Consider the following 17,782-nt stretch of genomic DNA (forward strand, 5'->3'; position numbering starts at 1 on the left):
TATTCGAATTCATGGAACACTGGGCTATTTAACACCGGTGGAATTCAAGCAGCAGTCCTTATAAAAGTTGTCCAGTTTAGTGTTGACATACCAAGTTAATAAGTGGTGGGAGTAGTTCACATATCCATCTCATAAGAAGTGTTACTCCATTAAACGCCCAATTGTTGAATAAAGATCAAACAGCACTCTTCAACTACCCGCCCCGTTCGTAGTATAAGATCCGCCAGAAATCTAGTTAACTATTTTTTATTCAATTTATAGATTGATAGTAACAGGGGTAGAACGGACCTGCCCGTGGGATTTGCTCCCGACAACTAAACAGTTCCCCTCTACTTGTTAATGCATGATTAGGCTGGTTGGGACAAAGAGATCCCGCTGGATGTCGCAAAAGGTGAAAGTCAGGTTCAAATGTTCTTGGATAAAAAGATGCTGTAGTAGGTCTGACCTGTTGACTCAAAAACAACAGGCGGTTTCATTCCTGTTTGACGCTCTAAATCTAGTAAATAAGAGTGTAACTCTTCAAGTCCATCCACCGTATGTTCAATTCACACTGTTTTTATAGAAAAGAAACGAACCTCAGAAAAAACGATAACATAAATAAAAGCACCCAAAGGATGCTCAAAAACACTAACCACAGACTCTCCAGAAAAGGAGAAAACATATAATATGTTTAAAGGATACATGAGTACTCAAAATAATAGGAACTTACACACATAAACGCATTTTATTCTCTATAGAGGGTCACCATATTTCACATCACCTGTCTTTAATTCTGAAGCTAAATAGGCCGAAGAGTATGTCTCCATTGCTCATTTAGACTAGCATCAATTCTCCATTTACTCTCCCGTATTTCTACACACAGACTCCAGATTACTTCTATACAGTATACATATCAAGGAGGTAAAAACTGATGAATTTTATCAAGCGGGCATTTCTTAGTATGAAACAGCGAAAAATAAAGTCAATCATTTTAGTATTAATTTTTTTTATTATAACGAATCTAGTAATGGCAGGGTTCACGATTCAAAACGCCTCTCAAAAAGCCTCAGACTTAGCAAGACAAAAGCTAGGTGCAGATGTAACGTTAAATGAAAATCTTGAAAAGAGTATGAAAAGAGCAGAGCAGAATGGCAGTAAAGTGCTTACACCTAATTATCTTGAAGCTGAAAAAGTCGAGAAACTAGCAAAGTCTTCTTATGTAAAAGATTTTAACGTTAAGACATCGAGTGCGGGAAAAGCAAATGGATTTACCCCAGTAACAGATGAAAAGGATACTGTTACTAAATCTGGTGGTGTTACCGATGATAACGAAAATCTTTCTATTGAGGGTGTCAGAAATACCAATTTAGAAGGAGATTTCCAGAATGGAAAAAGTAAGATTATCGAAGGGAAATCCATTACACAAGAGGTACAGGATATAAAATCCGCAGTAATTGAGAAGCGTCTAGCCGAAAAAAACCATCTAAAAGTTGGAGATAAAATCCAGTGGAAAACTACAGATGACCAAATTGCAGAATATGAAATTATAGGAATCTATAAAACAGAGGGACAACCAATGGATTTAGGTGGAAATCATGTACCCGCCTTTATGGATCCAGCGAATAAAATTTATGTTCCGTACAAATCCCTAACAAGTGGCAATGAAAGTAGTAAAAAGGTTCAAAAAGCAATTTACTATTTAAAAGATCCAAAATACATTGAGAAGTTTAAAGAAGAAGCGAAGAAAACAGATATCAATTTTGACATTTTCCAATTGGACGCGCACGACAAATTATATAAACAAATGAGTGGTCCGATTGAAAATATCGCGTCGCTTTCTAAATTAATTATTTATGTTGTTTCCATTGCCGGTGCGGTCATCTTAGGATTAATTATCACCTTATCCATTAAGGATCGTAGAAAAGAACTTGGTATTTTATTATCCATTGGAGAAAGAAAGTGGAAACTGATGGGACAACTCATTCTAGAAGTCGTATGCATAGCTACATTAGCGTTTAGTATATCCTTAGTAACTGGTGAGAAGATCTCACAAACAATTGGGAGCCAACTGTTAGCAAGTGAAGTTTCGACAGTGGAAGAGGAGCCTACACCGGGAGTACTATTTGTTGATATGGATTCAGGTACTCAAAAACAAACAGCGGATCCAATCGATACCATTGATGTCAGTGTAACAGTTACAGATATATGGAAAGTTGGTGGAATTGGACTTGGTATTATCCTCCTTTCTACTGTACTTCCGGCACTATCAATTCTTCGTTTGAACCCGAAAGATATACTCTTAAAGGATGAATAAGGAGGGGGTTCATACATCTGATTTTACAGTTAAAAAATGTGAATGATTACTATACCAGTGACACTTAACAGACAACCATATTAGAAAAAGAATTTTCCCCTTTCAACAAGGACGTTTTTACGGATTTGGAAAACGACTTCCCTTAGTCTAGGGTGTGGTTTAGATGTACCAAGGGTTTTTAAACTGAGATAATGGATAAAAAACTGATTTTAAATCGTATTGGAAATAAAAGTAAGTACATGACCTGTTTTTACCGGCTGTACCCCTAAGTGGTATGAAACAGCAAAATTCAATATGCATTTGAACTGTATGGAGTAAAACCGTGTATATCTCTATGTATTTCTCAATATCTTTTATGATTTTTACCAGGTTAAATCTAATATTTACTAAAAATAACGGATACATTCCAACTAGCACCATTGGTAAATAAAATCACTAAGTTAGCAAAAACAACACAGCAAAAAATAGCACAATAAAATAATTAAAGAGGTGTTTGACATGAAAAATTGGCATTCTATTTTAGCAACGATGACTCTGACTGTAGCCCTATTTGCAGGCTGTGCTCAAGAGAATAGCGCAGTGGATGATAAGACAGATACACAATCCTCACAAAGTCAAAATAATTCGGATAATAGTCCTAATAAGAATGGTTATAATGAAGATGATTTACAAAGTGAGAGTATGATGGGAAGTAATGAAAAATACGAAAACCCAACATCAGAATCAGAAAAATTAGATGCAGATATTTCTATGGAGTCAGAAGGTACACTGCGAGTAAAGGTCACCTATGATGGATCGCCTGTAACAGATGCAACTGTAACAGGTATAGGTGTTCCTAAAAGTACAGATATTAAAGATATTGATTGGATGAGAGCAGCACTATATATTGTAGAAAGTCCGACATTCTCTTACGAGCCTTCCGATGAAAAATTTGTATTACGTATAAAAAAAGGCGATGTATATAAACAAATTGTGAAAGATATTAAAGATATTTCAAGTAACAACAATAAATAATAATGGCTCTGGTTTATAGATGTACAATAGATTATGTTGCAAAGTTAAAAAGCCTATACTGCTTTATCAAATATAGATAAAGTTTAGACGGTTCCGTTGCAAGCTTTTAGAGCTGAGCTAAACTGTAGGGAAAATGAGATATCCGCTATTCCTTAACGTACAATTTTCTTTTTTTGGTCGTGTGACCCCTATAGGGGTTATTGTTTATAAAAAACATCATTACCGCAAATACATAAAACTGTATATACAGTTTTATGTATTTTTCTTTACAAACCTCAATTCTTCATATATCTCGTAGTCAAATTAAACTTGTACAAATTTTTATATTTAGTAATCAATCTCCCAAATAACGCATGGCTAGTTCCCACCGATTCTTTCCATGCCCTAATTCTTTATGAATCTGATCCATCACTTCTTTTGTTGTGTTATACAGCATTTTATCCGTCTCATTTAAAATGCCGTAGTCGGCTTTCCGATTTATGCTGCAGTTATCTATAATCCTTTGCATCATTGTTCTTTGCTCACCTGTCATGAGCTGATCCATACGATTTCTTGCATAGGCATGGCGAAATCCATGTGCACCTCGGCTAGCCTGATCAATCCCTGTTTTCTTACAGGCTACATTAATACCGTCTCGAATCGTTGAGTACGATACATTGACCACTCGTTCTTTGTCACCTTTCCCTTGAAGTAACTGTTCTAGACGTTTTTCAAAATAACGAGGGATATGGATTTCTCGTTGTCGTCCACCCTTCGTAATCCCTGCACCATCGCCTTTTTTTATTTCAAATTTCCAACTATCCGTTTGTTCCTCGTATGTAAAATGTTCTACTCGCGCATTCGTAGCTTCTCTGACTCGTAAACCTAACTCTTTCATCAAATCAACAGCCTTTGACACTTCTGGTGATACATTTTCGCGAATCAATTGCATTTCTTCACGCGTATATGCCCGATTTCGCACATCCAGCCCCCTTGTACGCGTTTCTAATCTTTTCTCCGGACAAAAACCTTCAAAACGATTGGAAACGCCCTCAAAGCGTTCAGAACGCTTTGAAAAGCCTTTCTCTAAAAGACGAAGGGACGTTTCAACATTAATTTTATGTCCTTCAGAAATCCCTTTCTCACTTAAATGAGCTATGTACCCTTTGTAATGATCCTCATTCAAATCAGCAATCGACTTTACTCCATGCTCGGATCTCGCCCATTTCACAAAGTTTTGGCAGTCACTCATGGTATTTTCTTTTTGCTTTTTGGAATGAATACCACTGTTCCCATCCTCTCTTGCTGCACGTTTTGAAATACCGATTTTATCAATCGCTTCAATGCTTTCCTTGACCTCTCTTACGATTGACGTACGTCCTCTTCTTGCCATTTAAACACCCCATTTCCTCAAAATTTCGTGCTCCGCTGTGCTACGCATCCACCTTATTGCACCAACGAGCAAGCTCGTTCATGCAATAAGGTGTCGGATTCGTTCTTCGAACGAAATATTAATTATCAATGTGCCTGGTAAATCTATTCAACCTTCCGCACTTTGTTATCGGAGTGTGCCATCAATCAATCTCCGCCCATTTTGCGCTGGGACGCGCAAACGAATTTGCAAAACAAATTCTATGTGCAGCTTTCAGCTGCACGCAATCGCTCAGCGATTGCTAATTCTCCTTATCTCTCATTTTTACTTTCTCCTCCATTCATTTTTTTGGACGCAAAAAAAAGCACGCCCTCTTAACCCTCTCTTACTTGGTTAGTGACCTACCTACTCTGTTTTTATTTAGTTTTGTATCAGCCAATTGCTAATTAGGGGTGTACTCTCCCTACGACATTTCTATCCACTCAACGTGTATTGGTTGTTAAATAGGCATACTTTGCCCTACCCAAAATTACTCTTGTTAGAATCAATTGAGAAGCCCAAAGGCTTAGATTGTTATTTTCTATCGTCTGCCCCGCAAGGGTGCGACCAAAAAATCAAATGAATTAATATGCTTTTATACTAGCATTAAAAATCCCTTCCATCAATCAACCAATAACATTCTTTTTTGAAATCCTACTTCTTTCAAGTTTAGTTTTTAAACATAAAAAGCCGATTGCTCCCTTGTGGGAATTAATCGACTTTTCAAATGTACAATAGCTAAAAAACTACGCACGTATCCTTTTAAATTTTTGGCTATGTCTATTTAAGAAATACTAGCCCATTACATTGTCCTACAGTGGGACGTAACGAATGATTTTACGCCAATCTCCTGACTTCTCCATAAACATTGTTTATGCGGTCGGCATTTGGCTTCTCCTACATACGGAATAATCATCTAGTTCATATCCGCTAATTGCGTATGTAATAGCTATAGTTTAAGTGTTTCTCTGTCTAATATACTAATTTAAAAAATATTATGTGTCAAAGAGTTAAAAACATATCCGTGAACATTATCCGGAGAGAACGTCGAAATAAAAATTCAATTAAATAAGTTATTTAATACTTGAGCCTTTATCCTCTTTTATAAAAAAACCATATATGAAAATTAATAATCCTCCAATAAAAAGCCCAGGTATATATACATTATCAAATACCCCAACCACTTCAACTTCAGGAACCGCCCCAGTCATTCCTCCTGAAAAAAACCCTGCTTTAACTATACTAGTTGATAGTATTGAGCATACTCTTTCAAATGTATAAATCAATCCAGATGAAATTATAAACATAGCACCTATTATTTTTATCATATCTTTCTCCCTCCTCTATATAAATAAAACTAACTCTACCAGCAAAAAACATCTTTAATAACGTTTATAAAAAAATCATATTAACTCTTTCTAAAGTAGGGATTGCTCCAGAAACAATTGAAATACCATACTTATTAATTTCATTCTACCTTGAATTAAATATTAACCATAAGTATAATGTAACATTAGATGGAATAAAAAAACAAAAAAGGGGATATATGCTATGAAAAAATAATTAAATTAACTCTAGCACTAAGTTTTGCCTTTCTTTTAACGCTATCTAATGTGCCTAACACTTTTGCAAAAGAAAACAATATTGATGAAACTGATCAAAATTACACAAACATACTATCTAATAACAACAGGGTACATGAAGTTCAAAACGTTGAAGAATTCGCAAAAGAAAACAATATCCCACTAGAAAAAGATGGTAAAGAATTATCAGAAATTACTATATCTTATACAAATAATAATTATCCAAACAATTTAATAAACGAATCTATTACACCATTTGCAACAGCAGAGTATTACGTTACAGTTGTAAGAACTTCAGAAACATGCGGATTAGAAACATTAAGATCATCCTACTATCCTGAAGGTCCCGGAACAATGACAGTTTCAGAAACTGTCGCAACAAACATAAGTGTAAGTGCGACCTTAGATTATAAAATAATATCTGGAAGCCTAGGATATGATGTTACAAAATCATATACTGTATCAGACTCAAAAACGATTAATGTCCCGAAAGGGAAAACATGGAATCTAGTAGCTAGGCCTATGTTTGAAACAAAAGAATTTACCGTAAAAAGAAATAACAAATCATATGCTACAGGAGACTCTTCTAAACCAATAGGAGTATGCTTCTCTATATATAAATAATAAATAAAAAAAATCCTCACTATGAGGATTTTTTTATTTCCAAAATTTACAGTGCTACTTCATATCATGAAAATCAGTTCACCAAAAATTGTGTTGTTATTGTTCAAACTAAACTTATTCTCATCACATTGATCACTCCATTTATATCAATTCGATGCAAAAAGTAAAATGCTACAAAGAAAAACCCTCCATCGTCGCATCTACTTCATCTTCAGTAACCCCTATGTACTGCATCGTGATCGATGGTGCGGAATGATTAAATAACTGCTGTAACACCGCGACATCTTTATGTTGCTTGTAATGATGATATCCAAATGTCTTCCGCATCGTATGTGTGCCGATATCTTCTCTTCCAAGCGCTTCTGCCGCCTTTTGCAGGACTCTGTACGCTTGCGTCGTCGAAATCGGTCCATTTCCTTTCTGACTGGGAAACAACCACGCAGACGGGCTCATATCACGCGTATACGACTCGATCAACTCTCTTGTGGCCCGTGGAATCAAAAAGCGTTTGGTTTTCTTTGTCTTTTGCTCGGTGATCACCAAATGCGTTTTCCCTCGTACATCGTCCACTTTCAACGGAACCAGATCACTCACCCTCAGCCCAACGTTAATCCCTAGATTAAATAAAAACAGATCCCGAGCGCTCGCATACTTAGACAGCGCCCATCGAAAATCCTCAATTTCTACCTTTGTGCGCAATGGCTGCACGTTCTTTTCTTTGGTCATCTAAACCCCTCATTTCATCCATTTTCGTACATATTATGTATGTTAGTGTATCACGAAACGAAGAACCCATTAAAACAGCACAAAAAAACGTATGAAAATATACATTTTCATACGTTTTTTTGTGTAAAGCATCTACAGAAACCTATATACTACCAGAATATACTTTAATAGAAATACAAGATATTATTCATCTTCCCCATATTTCCCATTACTATTAATTTTCACATAGCCTGACTCTGTTTTAACTCCAAGAGATTTGTGCTTATCGATACCTTTAATAGAATAAAGTAAAGTTCCTTTTTTGAATTTATTAGAAAATATATCGTTTTTTGACACATTTACTTCACCATCTAAATATGTTTGAATTTCATCAACCTTCTCTCCTATTTCCGTTTCTTTTATTTCATCACTCGAAATAATGTAATTATAACCTTCCCAAACTACAAATGAATGTTCCCAGTCTGCATTGGAATTCTCTTGATTGTTACATGCAATTAAAATTAATAAATAAAATGGGAATAAAAAATACATAGCTTTCTTCAAATAAAACATCCCCTTTTTTACATATAAATACGAATTTCTACAGTATTTGTTACAGGTACTCGTTCCCTCTGAATTTTCAGGATAAGAGTTTAAAATATTTAAATGTACAGTGGTTTTTTTGTATTTTTTTACAAATATACATAAAAATTTAATATAGTAAATAACTACATTAAACGGAGGGATACTTATGAAAAAATATTTAGTTTTTGGAATTGCTTTATTTGCTCTTATACTTACTTCTCACCCCAGCTCAACTTATGCATACAGCTATGGAGATAATCCAAAATGGGGATCACCAAATTTCACAGGGAACTATAAAGATTTAAGTTTTGACTATAGAACAAATTTTGCGGTTGCTATTAGTAATTGGAACGCTACTTCTACTCCATTAAATTTCACTCAAATGGCTGATGAATATTCTGAGGTTGCTAAAATCCGTGCAAATGGTTCAAATTTAGGGAATGTGGAATACAACGCTATAGTCTACCATTATCATGCAAGTAACTATGATCGTGTTACAGCTAATTATTCTTATATGAAAAATTACACTGCAGATAAAAATAATGGAATTATGGGACATGAACTAGGACATGTTTTTGGATTAGATCATGTTAAAACTAAAACTTCAATAATGTGTACCAGTGAAGATGGACGAACAGCAACTAAACCAAGTGCAGATGATATTGCAGGAGTCAATTACTTATATTAAAGGAGGAATATTTATGAAAATAACAAATTCCTTTATCCTTACTTTTAGCTAAAAATATTTGATCTTGGGCTAAGTCAGCTCCGGGTGCTTTGGGGAAATTTAAATTGCGAATTCCTGAAGTTAGGACGTAATGTAGATTGAATTCATTTTAAAGCTCCCATTCTCATAACCTCATTTTTTAACTATTCTCGTGCCCGCTCTCATTCCTCATGTTATACCATTTGCATCTTCAGTTTGCACACATACCGTAGCATAGAAAAGACGAGGATAGAGTTGTGATGACATCACATATTTACAAACACACAATGAAAAAGACCGTCTTTTGGGATGGTCTTTTTCTCACTTATACATATACATAAAATAGCGGATGAACCCTCCTCTGTACACTCTTACTTTACTTAGTGATACTCATCACTGTAGACTCTCTTATCTTCTTTGTATCATAAGGGGTCCCACCGAAAAAACGCGAATTTCGTACGCTAAGCAAATTTCGACAAAGAAAAAGCCAATTTCCTGTACGCTAGGAAATTGGCTTTTAGTTGTTTGTTTCATAAGGAAGTAGCGTCAGGAAACCGCATATTTACAATGCTAAGCAAAAAATGATAGTATTTTTTAATAATTCATTCCCGTTACTTGTTGTTTGGAGTGGAATTAAAAACATTCATTACTACCTTTGTTGCCTGTGCAATAAGCTCATCGTTATAAGTTGCATCCTGTTTATCGCGACTGGATAGTATTGCAAGAACAATTGGTTCTCTGTTAGGCGGCCAAACAATCGCAATGTCATTGCGTGTACCGTAATCTCCTCCGCCAGTTTTATCACCAACTTCCCACCCTTTGGGAACTCCTGCACGAATTAAATTATCTCCAGTTGTATTTCTCTTCAACCAATCAACTAACATAGTTTGTTTCTCATGTGTTAGTACGTCGCCGAGCGTGTATGCTTGAAGGTCATTAGCAAGTGCTTTTGGTGTACTAGTATCACGAGTATCACCTGGTACAGCTTCATTTAGTCCTGTCTCAATACGCTCAGCAATAGTTACTTGGTCACCAAGTTTTTTTAAAGATGTTTCGAATCCCTCAGGGCCGCCCAGTTCCTTAAATAAAAGATTTCCAGCAGTATTGTCACTGTACCTGATTGCAGCTTCACTAATGTCTTTAAGAGTCATTCCTGTATCAACATATTTCTCTGTAATCGGTGAATAGGTAACAAGATCATCACTAGTGTAAGTAACTATTTTGTTAAGTTCTTCTATAGAATTTTGTTGTAAAACTGCCCCAGCAGCCAGTGCTTTGAATGTGGATGTGTAGGCAAATCGTTCGTCTTCACGAAATTCCAAGGTTTTCTTTGTTCCTGTGTCAATAGCATAGACCCCAAGCCTCGCGTCATATTCCTTCTCAAGTTGTTCAAATTTCTCCATTGTAGTTTCTTCCATTATATTTTCTGACGTTTGGTTAGGTTCTGTTTCTGATTGTTGTACAACCTGTTTGTTCTCATCTGAGCAGCCTACAACCATAAGCATCAATCCTATCGGTGCTAGTATTTGATAAAACCTTCTTTTGTTCACGATGTAAAACCTCCTAATTATTTGATTAGATTCTTAATGATTTGAAAAAACAACCTTTTTCAAGGAGTTTTAACAGATTACATTTGTAGTCCGATTACATCTGTAGTATAGTATTACATAAGTAATCAAATCAAGTCAACTTTTCTTTTTTTACCATCAGCTACTATAAATATGCTACCTGTTTTAAAAATGTAAAAATCTAAGAGAGTTGGTGTTGGAGGAAATGTTTTTAACTCATTTTATAATTGGCCTATTGGTATCTTCATTTTCCGTTACTGTTATTCTACTTATACGAAAATGGTTTGGAAGACAACTAACAGCAAAATGGCACTATCATTTGTGGATGTTTCTTTTTATCGCTTTAACACTTCCATTCATACCTACTCATTTATATAATTTTAGTTTTCTCTTTAGCCGTGGATATATGTATCAGACTAATGCTGTCAGCCCTAATACAGAAATAAACGGAACTAATATGAAGCAGGGCCTACACCTTATACAAGACTTTTCTGTATCTGTCAATCAGTCGGATCTGTCCGTACTTAATTTAGGGGTAATGGGGTTATGGATCTCAGGTTTGCTTTTATTTACTTTTACTATGGTTCGTGGATGGATCACACTTAGAAGGATAAAGAATTATTCTTCTACGTTTTCCAATCAAGAAGTTCTTGTGCTTTTCGAAGAATGTAAGAAAAGACTACAGATTAAAAAATCAATAAAGATTGTTATTTCGAAAAGAGTCCAATCTCCAATGATATTTGGACTTTTTCAAACATATATCGTCTTACCTTCTCAGCATGAAAACTGGATCAACTTGAAACATTACGAGCACATCTTTCTTCATGAACTGAATCACTATAAAAACAAGGATCTGCTGACAAATTACGTGATGTTGTTCTATCAAAGCATTTATTGGTTTAATCCCCTTGTCTGGCTTGCTTTTAGAGAAATGAGATTAGATCGGGAAATTGCATGTGATACATCTGTTTTACATTTACTAGATGATAATTCATTTAGTGAATATGGAAATACAATCATTAATTTTGTAGATCTTTCGAAACGTTCAAGTAAGCTACCGTTAGTAACACAAATAAACGGTTCGAAGAGTCAAATTAAAAAACGAATTGAACAAATTTCTGCCTATAAGCCGGGCGCAAAGAAATCAATAAGAAAAAGTGTCTTTATTTATGTGTTGGCCAGTATCATTTTGACTGTCCAATTACCTGTCATTTCCGCATTTTCGACGGAGAACGACCGATACTATTTTAATAATGACGGAACAATTTATGAAGATTTACATCAATTCTTTAAAGGGTATGAAGGCAGCTTTGTTTTATATGATTCTAGTGCAAAACAATATCGCATTTATAATGAAGAGAAAAGTACGTTGCGAGTATCACCTGATTCCACATACAAAATCTATAGTGCCCTATTTGCACTAGAATCAAATGTGATATCACCCGAAGAATCCACCCTTTCATGGGATGGGACAGAGTACCCCTATGATGCTTGGAATATGGATCAGGATGTCTCATCTGCTTTACAAAAATCAGTAAACTGGTATTTCCAAGAACTAGATCGTAGAAAAGGTTTTGAAACCATACAATCCAATCTACAAGACATCAACTATGGAAACTTCAATGTATCTGGGGGATTAGGTGAATTCTGGAACGAATCCTCATTAAAAATTTCTCCAGTCGAGCAAGTGCAACTGCTGCAAGCCCTTTATAACAATCAGTTGGGATATAAGGAAATGCATATCCAAGCTGTGAAGGATGCACTACACTTAGAAAAAAATGAAGAAGCTCGCCTATCAGGAAAAACAGGTACAGGTACAGTGAATGGAAAAAACATCAATGGTTGGTTTATTGGATATGTAGAGACGAAGAACAATACTTATTTCTTTGCTACCAATATACAAAATGAAGATGATGCATCTGGAAGCAAGGCTGTAGAAATTACTTTATCAATTTTAAAAGATTTAGGAATCTATTAAAGAAAATGGAGGAGATAAATGTGGAGAAAAACATTCCTAATATATCAGAATCAGAATGGGAAATCATGAACGTGCTTTGGGATAAAGCTCCTCAAACAGCGAATGACGTCATACTTTCCTTACAGGAGAGTACTGATTGGAAGCCAAAAACCATACGCACTCTTCTCGATCGATTGGTTCAAAAAGATGTAGTAGGTGTCAATAAAAATCTAAGAGTTTACACCTTTTACCCGCTCTATATACAGGAAGAGTGCCAGCGTGCTGAGACCGAATCATTTATCAAGCGTATCTATGGAGGTACCTTGAAATCCATGCTTGCCCAATTCATTCAGGAAGATACTCTATCTAATGATGATATCAATGAACTACGCTTTATTTTAGATAAGAAATCTAAAAAGCAATAATATTTAAAAAAGCGATTTGGAAAAATTCCAAATCGCTTTTTTCGCTCGAAATCAAAATGGCAGGGGATATATTACTCATGTAATTATCGCATTCTTCCCTGTAAATACTATGCCCTTTAGTCATAATGAACGAAACAAACCTAGTTTGTAAGTCGTGGAAGTACCAACAAAAGGGATCAAGTACTACATAAACAGCAGGCCCTTTTTTTCATTTAGACAGCTCTTTAAAATAAGTAATCCCACTACCTGTATTCATTTTAAAATCAGATCTATGGGTTTTAATAAAACATTTGCCTTTTATATCAAATATATTAGTGATAATTTTACTTAATTCAATAATTTTTATATAGCGGTATCTAAAAATTCTTGAGTTTCCATCTGATACATACAACCGGTCAAGTACAATGACTTGTTATATGTGCAGCAATCGCTATATTAGGAGATTACCTAGCAGCTATTAGAATACAAGAATTAGGAAACAAAAATAATCTTCTTAACTGCACCTCTTCTGCAACCACCCCTAGCTGCTTTAACTCCTTTAGGATTTAAGTTAAACCGTGATAAATCTTTATCATGGGTGAGTGATTTAAAAACAGTATTTACAATTAAACCATTCAGTTCAGAAGGTAACGAATCATCTGGCTATGTAATTCACTTTGAAGGTGACTACAGATCATTGTTTCAACTGATTAATCATTCTCTGAAGCAAATTAATCCTGAATTCGTTAATGTTGAAATGAGATTAAATGATGGATATTCCCAAAGTGAGAATATTAGTATTGCACGTAATAAAGGCTTCCAAGAGGCTCCTACGTTAGGTATCTATTCTGTCGATAATATCGGTATTATATTGTTACCAGGCGGCACAGCGGTCGTACAGGCCCGTACTAAGTCATTACCGATAAGTAAACTAAATGTCTTACTTACGGCAATTGATATGGTTGCAAAAAGGAAGAGGTCTATGATTTATTTACAAGTGATGGGTTAGTTATATGAAGGGAATTTGTGTATCCAAAACGTTTCAAACTTATCCCTTTTTTGCACCCCATTATATCGACTGGATATGTCCATTATTTTCAACAGGGTAGAGACCTTAAACGGCTGATTCAAGGACCTTCTAATGGTCCTGATTTTACACTGTAGATTTAGGTAGCGGGTCAATCGCTTGTGTTCGCGTTAGTACCGGATGTGATGCAGTCGAGTAGTGCGACACGTTTATCCTCAGTTAATACTCCTGCATGCGTGATTTGTGAGTAGATAAATCAGGTGTGAAGTCGGCTGAACTTGCCTAAGTAGCATTTATTTGTGTTATATGGTGTTGGATAGGCCGGGGTGGATATTGCCGTGAAGGCCAAAGGAAAATTGGATGTGAAAGCAACGTATAAACAAGATCTAATCAAAATAACCGATCAATATTATGTCCTTTTCATTCACGACTTACCGAAGAGATGGAAAAGTTTCTCGTTGGATTTTTATGAAAAGGATGTATCTAAACAGACCTTTACCATGGATAGTAAAATATATGTTTCGAAAGAATAGACAGAAAAACGGGAGCTTTTCGTTCAACAAAAAGAGACATTTTATGAGAAATATACGGATGCGTTAATTCATGATGCCAAGAAAGTGATTAAAAGTGAAACCAAAAACGTAAAAAAATGAGTGAATATAATGATGTAACTAGAAAGCAAAATTGAATCTCTTAAAGAAAATCTAGCGTTTCAAACGAAGGCAGAAAAAGCAGAGACCAACCAAAAAATTTCGTCCTTAGAAATAGGTTATCTAAATCAGGGAAAGTTCTTTACAAATTCAGAAAAGATAAAATAGAGCGAAGCTTTGCAGATTCAAAAGAACTGCATAGGCTTCGCTATTTCCGGTTTCGAGGAAGTTTGAAAGTGAGTGAACAAGCGTTCCTCACAGCAGCCTGCCAGAACCTCAAGAAGATTGCCATCGACGTATCTAAAATTACCATCCCGAACGGGATGATGAGCCAGAAATAAAAAAATTGTAGAGGAAAATATACTTTTTATACAACCTGAGAATCTATAATAGATTTTTTTCTTATTCTAATACATTTAGAGTGAAATTGTATCTTGAAATTTCAAGGAATTATATCTGAAATCGAATAAATCTGTTGTTCATTCATATTCAAACAGGAACATGCCAGATATTTTGACAGTTTGACAATCGGCATCAATGGTTTGTACGTCTAAATGACGCACTTGAATATGGTCGCCATCAATCACATAATGGGGCAATGTACTTGCACTATATTTTAAAATATGATCGATATAGACTGTTTCTTGACAACAAAGAGAAAGAGAGGCATCTTGGTTAGTCGTTGTATACATGTTTTGTGTATGGATTGGTTCAACGAATAAATTAAGAAAGAAAGGTACACAACCTTTTATTTTTAATGCATGTAAATCAACTTCTACATGTCCACAATGGTCTATTTCAATGGATTTTTTACCTGTTTCTTTTATCATGGATAAATAGCTTACATCATACACCAACTTTGGTTCTTGTTTTTGCATGTGAAAGCCTTTTGGAATAGTCATGATAACAGAAAAAGGTAATCGATGATTTTTATCGGGCAGATCTGTAAAACTATTCAAATTTGATGACATGTCGGGTGGGGAAAGAATAGTTTGAGGTTCATATTGGTTGTGTTTGGGATAGTCTTTGTTCATTGGATTGAAATCTCCTCCTTATGTAAATGAAGTCCTAATACATTTTTATGTAATAAAATTTTATATATGTTTCTTTTGCCCAATCATTAGAGAAATAAATTACTTTTGGAATGGAATAATGTAACCGTCAAGTAGAATTGAACACATTTTTCTAATTTAGACTGAAAACTTTGCTTAAAAAAGATGCTGCCTATTTTTCATTCTATAACTATCTCCGTTCATATGAACAATTTCTACACGATGTAAAAGTATCTAAAATAGACCGCTTTACACTATAATCTTCCTTCCGATTCTACACTTTTGAAAATGGTCAAATCAGTTGAAGGAAGGAGGTATAGACGCCCTTAAACCAAAGAAAAAGGGGCGTCTATCCATGGAAAAAGAAACCAAGAAAACATCAACAGCTAAAGGCTCTCAAGAAGTACTTCTTGCCGAATTAGAATACGAGAATGACGTGTTAAGTGAGGAAATACAGGCAAATATTTGAGGAGCATAAGGGGCGATATGGATTTTTAAGGATTACAAAAGCCCTTGAAAAGAAAGGCATCAAGGTAAACCGAAAACGAGTAGGAAAACTGATGCGTCAAATGAAACTGTATGCGAAAGGCAGTCGCTATCGTTATAAACGTTATAATAAGAAATCACCTTCCATAGAAAAACCAAACCTCTTAAATCAAGTTTTTCAGACGGATCAACGAAATAAAATATGGGTTGGTGATATTGCCTATATTCCTACCAAAAAAGGCACTTTATACCTTGCGGTATTTGTGGATATGTACTCGAGAAAAGTGATTGGTTGGTCCATGAGTACACGTATGAAAGATTCTCTCGTGATAGACGCTTTTTTACAAGGATATAAGAAAGAACATCCAAAAATAGGGTTAATTATTCATACAGACCAAGGGTCTCAGTATACAAGCAGTAATTTTCAAGCCACACTCAAAAAGTATGGTGCTGTTTCGAGTGTCAGTAGAAAAGGAAACCCTTATGACAATGCATTGATGGAATCCTTTTACAAAACCATAAAAAGAGAGCTTATTCAAGGTGCCAAATTTAAAACACCTGAACAAGCTCGAACAGAAATATTTAAATATATAGAGTTGTATTACAATACAAAAAGAATGCATTCTTCTTTGGATTATCTTTCTCCTATCGAATTTGAGTGTATTTCGCAACTGAAAAGTGACCCTTTTGTTAATTAAATTTTGACCCACCTATAATTGACCCTTTTGAATCCATTCCTGTGTTTCTAAAATGCAGTATGACCCACCCACCATATTGATTACATGAGAACGATGTGTAAGTCGATCTGTTAATGCTGCGGTTAAAACTGGATCATATGCATTCTCGGTCATCTACCATGACTTCGAGTTGATTGCGATCATGTTCTTTCGCTGTGGTGAATACCGTTTTTTCGGGATAAGACGTTCCTTTTTCCATGAACACCAGGCGTAAGTGAAGCTTAACGCCCTCTTTTGTTTTACGAAATTCAGCCCATTTGTAATTCGTTAAATTAAGCGGTAATGTACCCGAATTAAATGATTTTTAAAGGCATAACGCTTTTCGAGACATTCGTTTTCTTGTGAATTTGAACGACTAAATCAAGGAAAAGCTGTTGGAAGATGTCTGGATTCATGCCGTTCAATCTGCGTGACAGTTGGGAAATACTGATGGATTCTAAGTTCGTGCCTTTTTGAAGATGTTCGTCGAAAAGACAATCACTCAGCGCGTGCAGACTTTCTGTTTCCTGTAGCTGCGCAAAAAGCAGTAATTTTAAGAATGAATCCGTCGTAAGTTTTTTCGTATAAGCATCTAATTTCATCGTTTTCACGTTTTCTTCAAAAAGTTGAAGATTTATGGGTAAAAACCATTGTCCAAATGATGTTTTTCGTGTATTCTTGTCCATATATCGTTCCTTTATTAGTGGATTTGGCCGGGTTACCACCTAACTTTAATCCATTATAAAGGACTTTTTTTATGCACAAAACAAGATTATTGAACATTTTGAATATTTTTAAAACTAAAGTTATTTTAATGCAACGCTAGTGATAATAAATAATTTATATTATCAAAAAAATCATACTTTCAAATTGAAATCGTATTTAAAAAGGTTTCTCTAATTTTCAGAGAAACCTTTTTAATCAGTTAACTCCTTAATGCTCACTTCGTTCCGCTTACCGTTGACTGTTTCCTTTATTTTCTTATTTCACTCATTAGTATGGTTTTGAATTATGTTCATTTT

The 17,782-nt window shown here is 35.1% G+C and carries 14 protein-coding genes and 3 pseudogenes; 9 read left to right on the forward strand and 8 right to left on the reverse strand.

Annotation, left to right across the window (positions count from 1 at the left end; genetic code table 11):
* Positions 1-910: 910 nt before the first annotated feature.
* Positions 911-2,293 (forward strand): ABC transporter permease, encoded by a 1,383-nt coding sequence (locus ACQKMD_RS19905; protein ID WP_427754161.1) that lies wholly within the window; start codon positions 911-913, stop codon positions 2,291-2,293.
* Positions 2,294-2,791: 498 nt separating this feature from the next.
* On the forward strand, positions 2,792-3,307 hold the full coding sequence (locus ACQKMD_RS19910) for a hypothetical protein (RefSeq protein ID WP_427754163.1): 516 nt from the start codon (positions 2,792-2,794) through the stop codon (positions 3,305-3,307).
* Positions 3,308-3,641: 334 nt separating this feature from the next.
* Here the strand turns inward: ACQKMD_RS19910 and ACQKMD_RS19915 are convergent, their stop codons facing one another.
* Together ACQKMD_RS19915 and ACQKMD_RS19920 are read right to left on the reverse strand one after the other, a co-directional pair.
* On the reverse strand, positions 3,642-4,679 hold the full coding sequence (locus ACQKMD_RS19915; RefSeq protein WP_427754164.1) for a tyrosine-type recombinase/integrase: 1,038 nt from the start codon (positions 4,677-4,679) through the stop codon (positions 3,642-3,644).
* Between the two features lie 1,091 nt (positions 4,680-5,770).
* A complete protein-coding gene (locus ACQKMD_RS19920; RefSeq protein WP_427754165.1) occupies positions 5,771-6,025 on the reverse strand; it encodes a hypothetical protein in 255 nt (84 codons plus the stop codon).
* A gap of 285 nt (positions 6,026-6,310) precedes the next feature.
* Between ACQKMD_RS19920 and ACQKMD_RS19925 the strand changes: the two genes are divergently transcribed.
* Complete coding sequence (locus ACQKMD_RS19925) at positions 6,311-6,904, forward strand: hypothetical protein (RefSeq protein ID WP_427754167.1); 594 nt, start codon at positions 6,311-6,313, stop codon at positions 6,902-6,904.
* 171 nt (positions 6,905-7,075) lie between these two features.
* Here the strand turns inward: ACQKMD_RS19925 and ACQKMD_RS19930 are convergent, their stop codons facing one another.
* On the reverse strand, positions 7,076-7,630 hold the full coding sequence (locus ACQKMD_RS19930; RefSeq protein ID WP_427754168.1) for a site-specific integrase: 555 nt from the start codon (positions 7,628-7,630) through the stop codon (positions 7,076-7,078).
* Between the two features lie 183 nt (positions 7,631-7,813).
* Positions 7,814-8,173, reverse strand: a complete 360-nt coding sequence (locus ACQKMD_RS19935; RefSeq protein WP_427754170.1) for a hypothetical protein — start codon at positions 8,171-8,173, stop codon at positions 7,814-7,816.
* Positions 8,174-8,360: 187 nt separating this feature from the next.
* Here ACQKMD_RS19935 and ACQKMD_RS19940 point away from each other — a divergent pair, with 187 nt between their 5' ends.
* Positions 8,361-8,882, forward strand: a complete 522-nt coding sequence (locus ACQKMD_RS19940; protein ID WP_427754172.1) for a M57 family metalloprotease — start codon at positions 8,361-8,363, stop codon at positions 8,880-8,882.
* Between the two features lie 629 nt (positions 8,883-9,511).
* Here ACQKMD_RS19940 and bla read toward each other — a convergent pair.
* Complete coding sequence (gene bla / locus ACQKMD_RS19945; protein ID WP_427754181.1) at positions 9,512-10,405, reverse strand: class A beta-lactamase; 894 nt, start codon at positions 10,403-10,405, stop codon at positions 9,512-9,514.
* 268 nt (positions 10,406-10,673) lie between these two features.
* Here bla and ACQKMD_RS19950 point away from each other — a divergent pair, with 268 nt between their 5' ends.
* From ACQKMD_RS19950 to ACQKMD_RS19965, 4 genes and pseudogenes are all read left to right on the forward strand, one after another.
* On the forward strand, positions 10,674-12,446 hold the full coding sequence (locus ACQKMD_RS19950; protein ID WP_427754174.1) for a BlaR1 family beta-lactam sensor/signal transducer: 1,773 nt from the start codon (positions 10,674-10,676) through the stop codon (positions 12,444-12,446).
* A gap of 20 nt (positions 12,447-12,466) precedes the next feature.
* Positions 12,467-12,850, forward strand: coding sequence for a penicillinase repressor BlaI (gene blaI, locus ACQKMD_RS19955; RefSeq protein ID WP_200750310.1), 384 nt, complete (start codon positions 12,467-12,469; stop codon positions 12,848-12,850).
* Between the two features lie 577 nt (positions 12,851-13,427).
* On the forward strand, positions 13,428-13,838 hold the full coding sequence (locus ACQKMD_RS19960; RefSeq protein WP_427754176.1) for a hypothetical protein: 411 nt from the start codon (positions 13,428-13,430) through the stop codon (positions 13,836-13,838).
* Between the two features lie 772 nt (positions 13,839-14,610).
* Positions 14,611-14,847, forward strand: a pseudogene (locus ACQKMD_RS19965) (transposase); the annotation flags it as partial.
* Positions 14,848-14,985: 138 nt separating this feature from the next.
* On the opposite strand, the gene ACQKMD_RS19970 reads toward ACQKMD_RS19965, so the two are convergent.
* Entirely contained in the window at positions 14,986-15,540 is a 555-nt protein-coding gene (locus ACQKMD_RS19970; RefSeq protein ID WP_427754178.1) for a hypothetical protein, read from the reverse strand.
* A gap of 439 nt (positions 15,541-15,979) precedes the next feature.
* Here ACQKMD_RS19970 and ACQKMD_RS19975 point away from each other — a divergent pair.
* Positions 15,980-16,742: pseudogene (locus ACQKMD_RS19975) on the forward strand (IS3 family transposase); the annotation flags it as partial.
* A 12-nt stretch (positions 16,743-16,754) separates the two neighbouring features.
* Here the strand turns inward: ACQKMD_RS19975 and ACQKMD_RS19980 are convergent.
* Complete coding sequence (locus ACQKMD_RS19980) at positions 16,755-16,895, reverse strand: ATP-binding protein (protein ID WP_427754179.1); 141 nt, start codon at positions 16,893-16,895, stop codon at positions 16,755-16,757.
* A pseudogene (locus tag ACQKMD_RS19985) lies at positions 16,879-17,446 on the reverse strand (DUF4372 domain-containing protein); the annotation flags it as partial. The pseudogene ACQKMD_RS19985 and the gene ACQKMD_RS19980, both read right to left, overlap by 17 nt.
* Between the last annotated feature and the right edge of the window lie 336 nt (positions 17,447-17,782).

This window comes from Viridibacillus sp. NPDC096237 (assembly GCF_050278625.1).
Taxonomy (GTDB): Bacteria; Bacillota; Bacilli; order Bacillales_A; family Planococcaceae; genus Viridibacillus.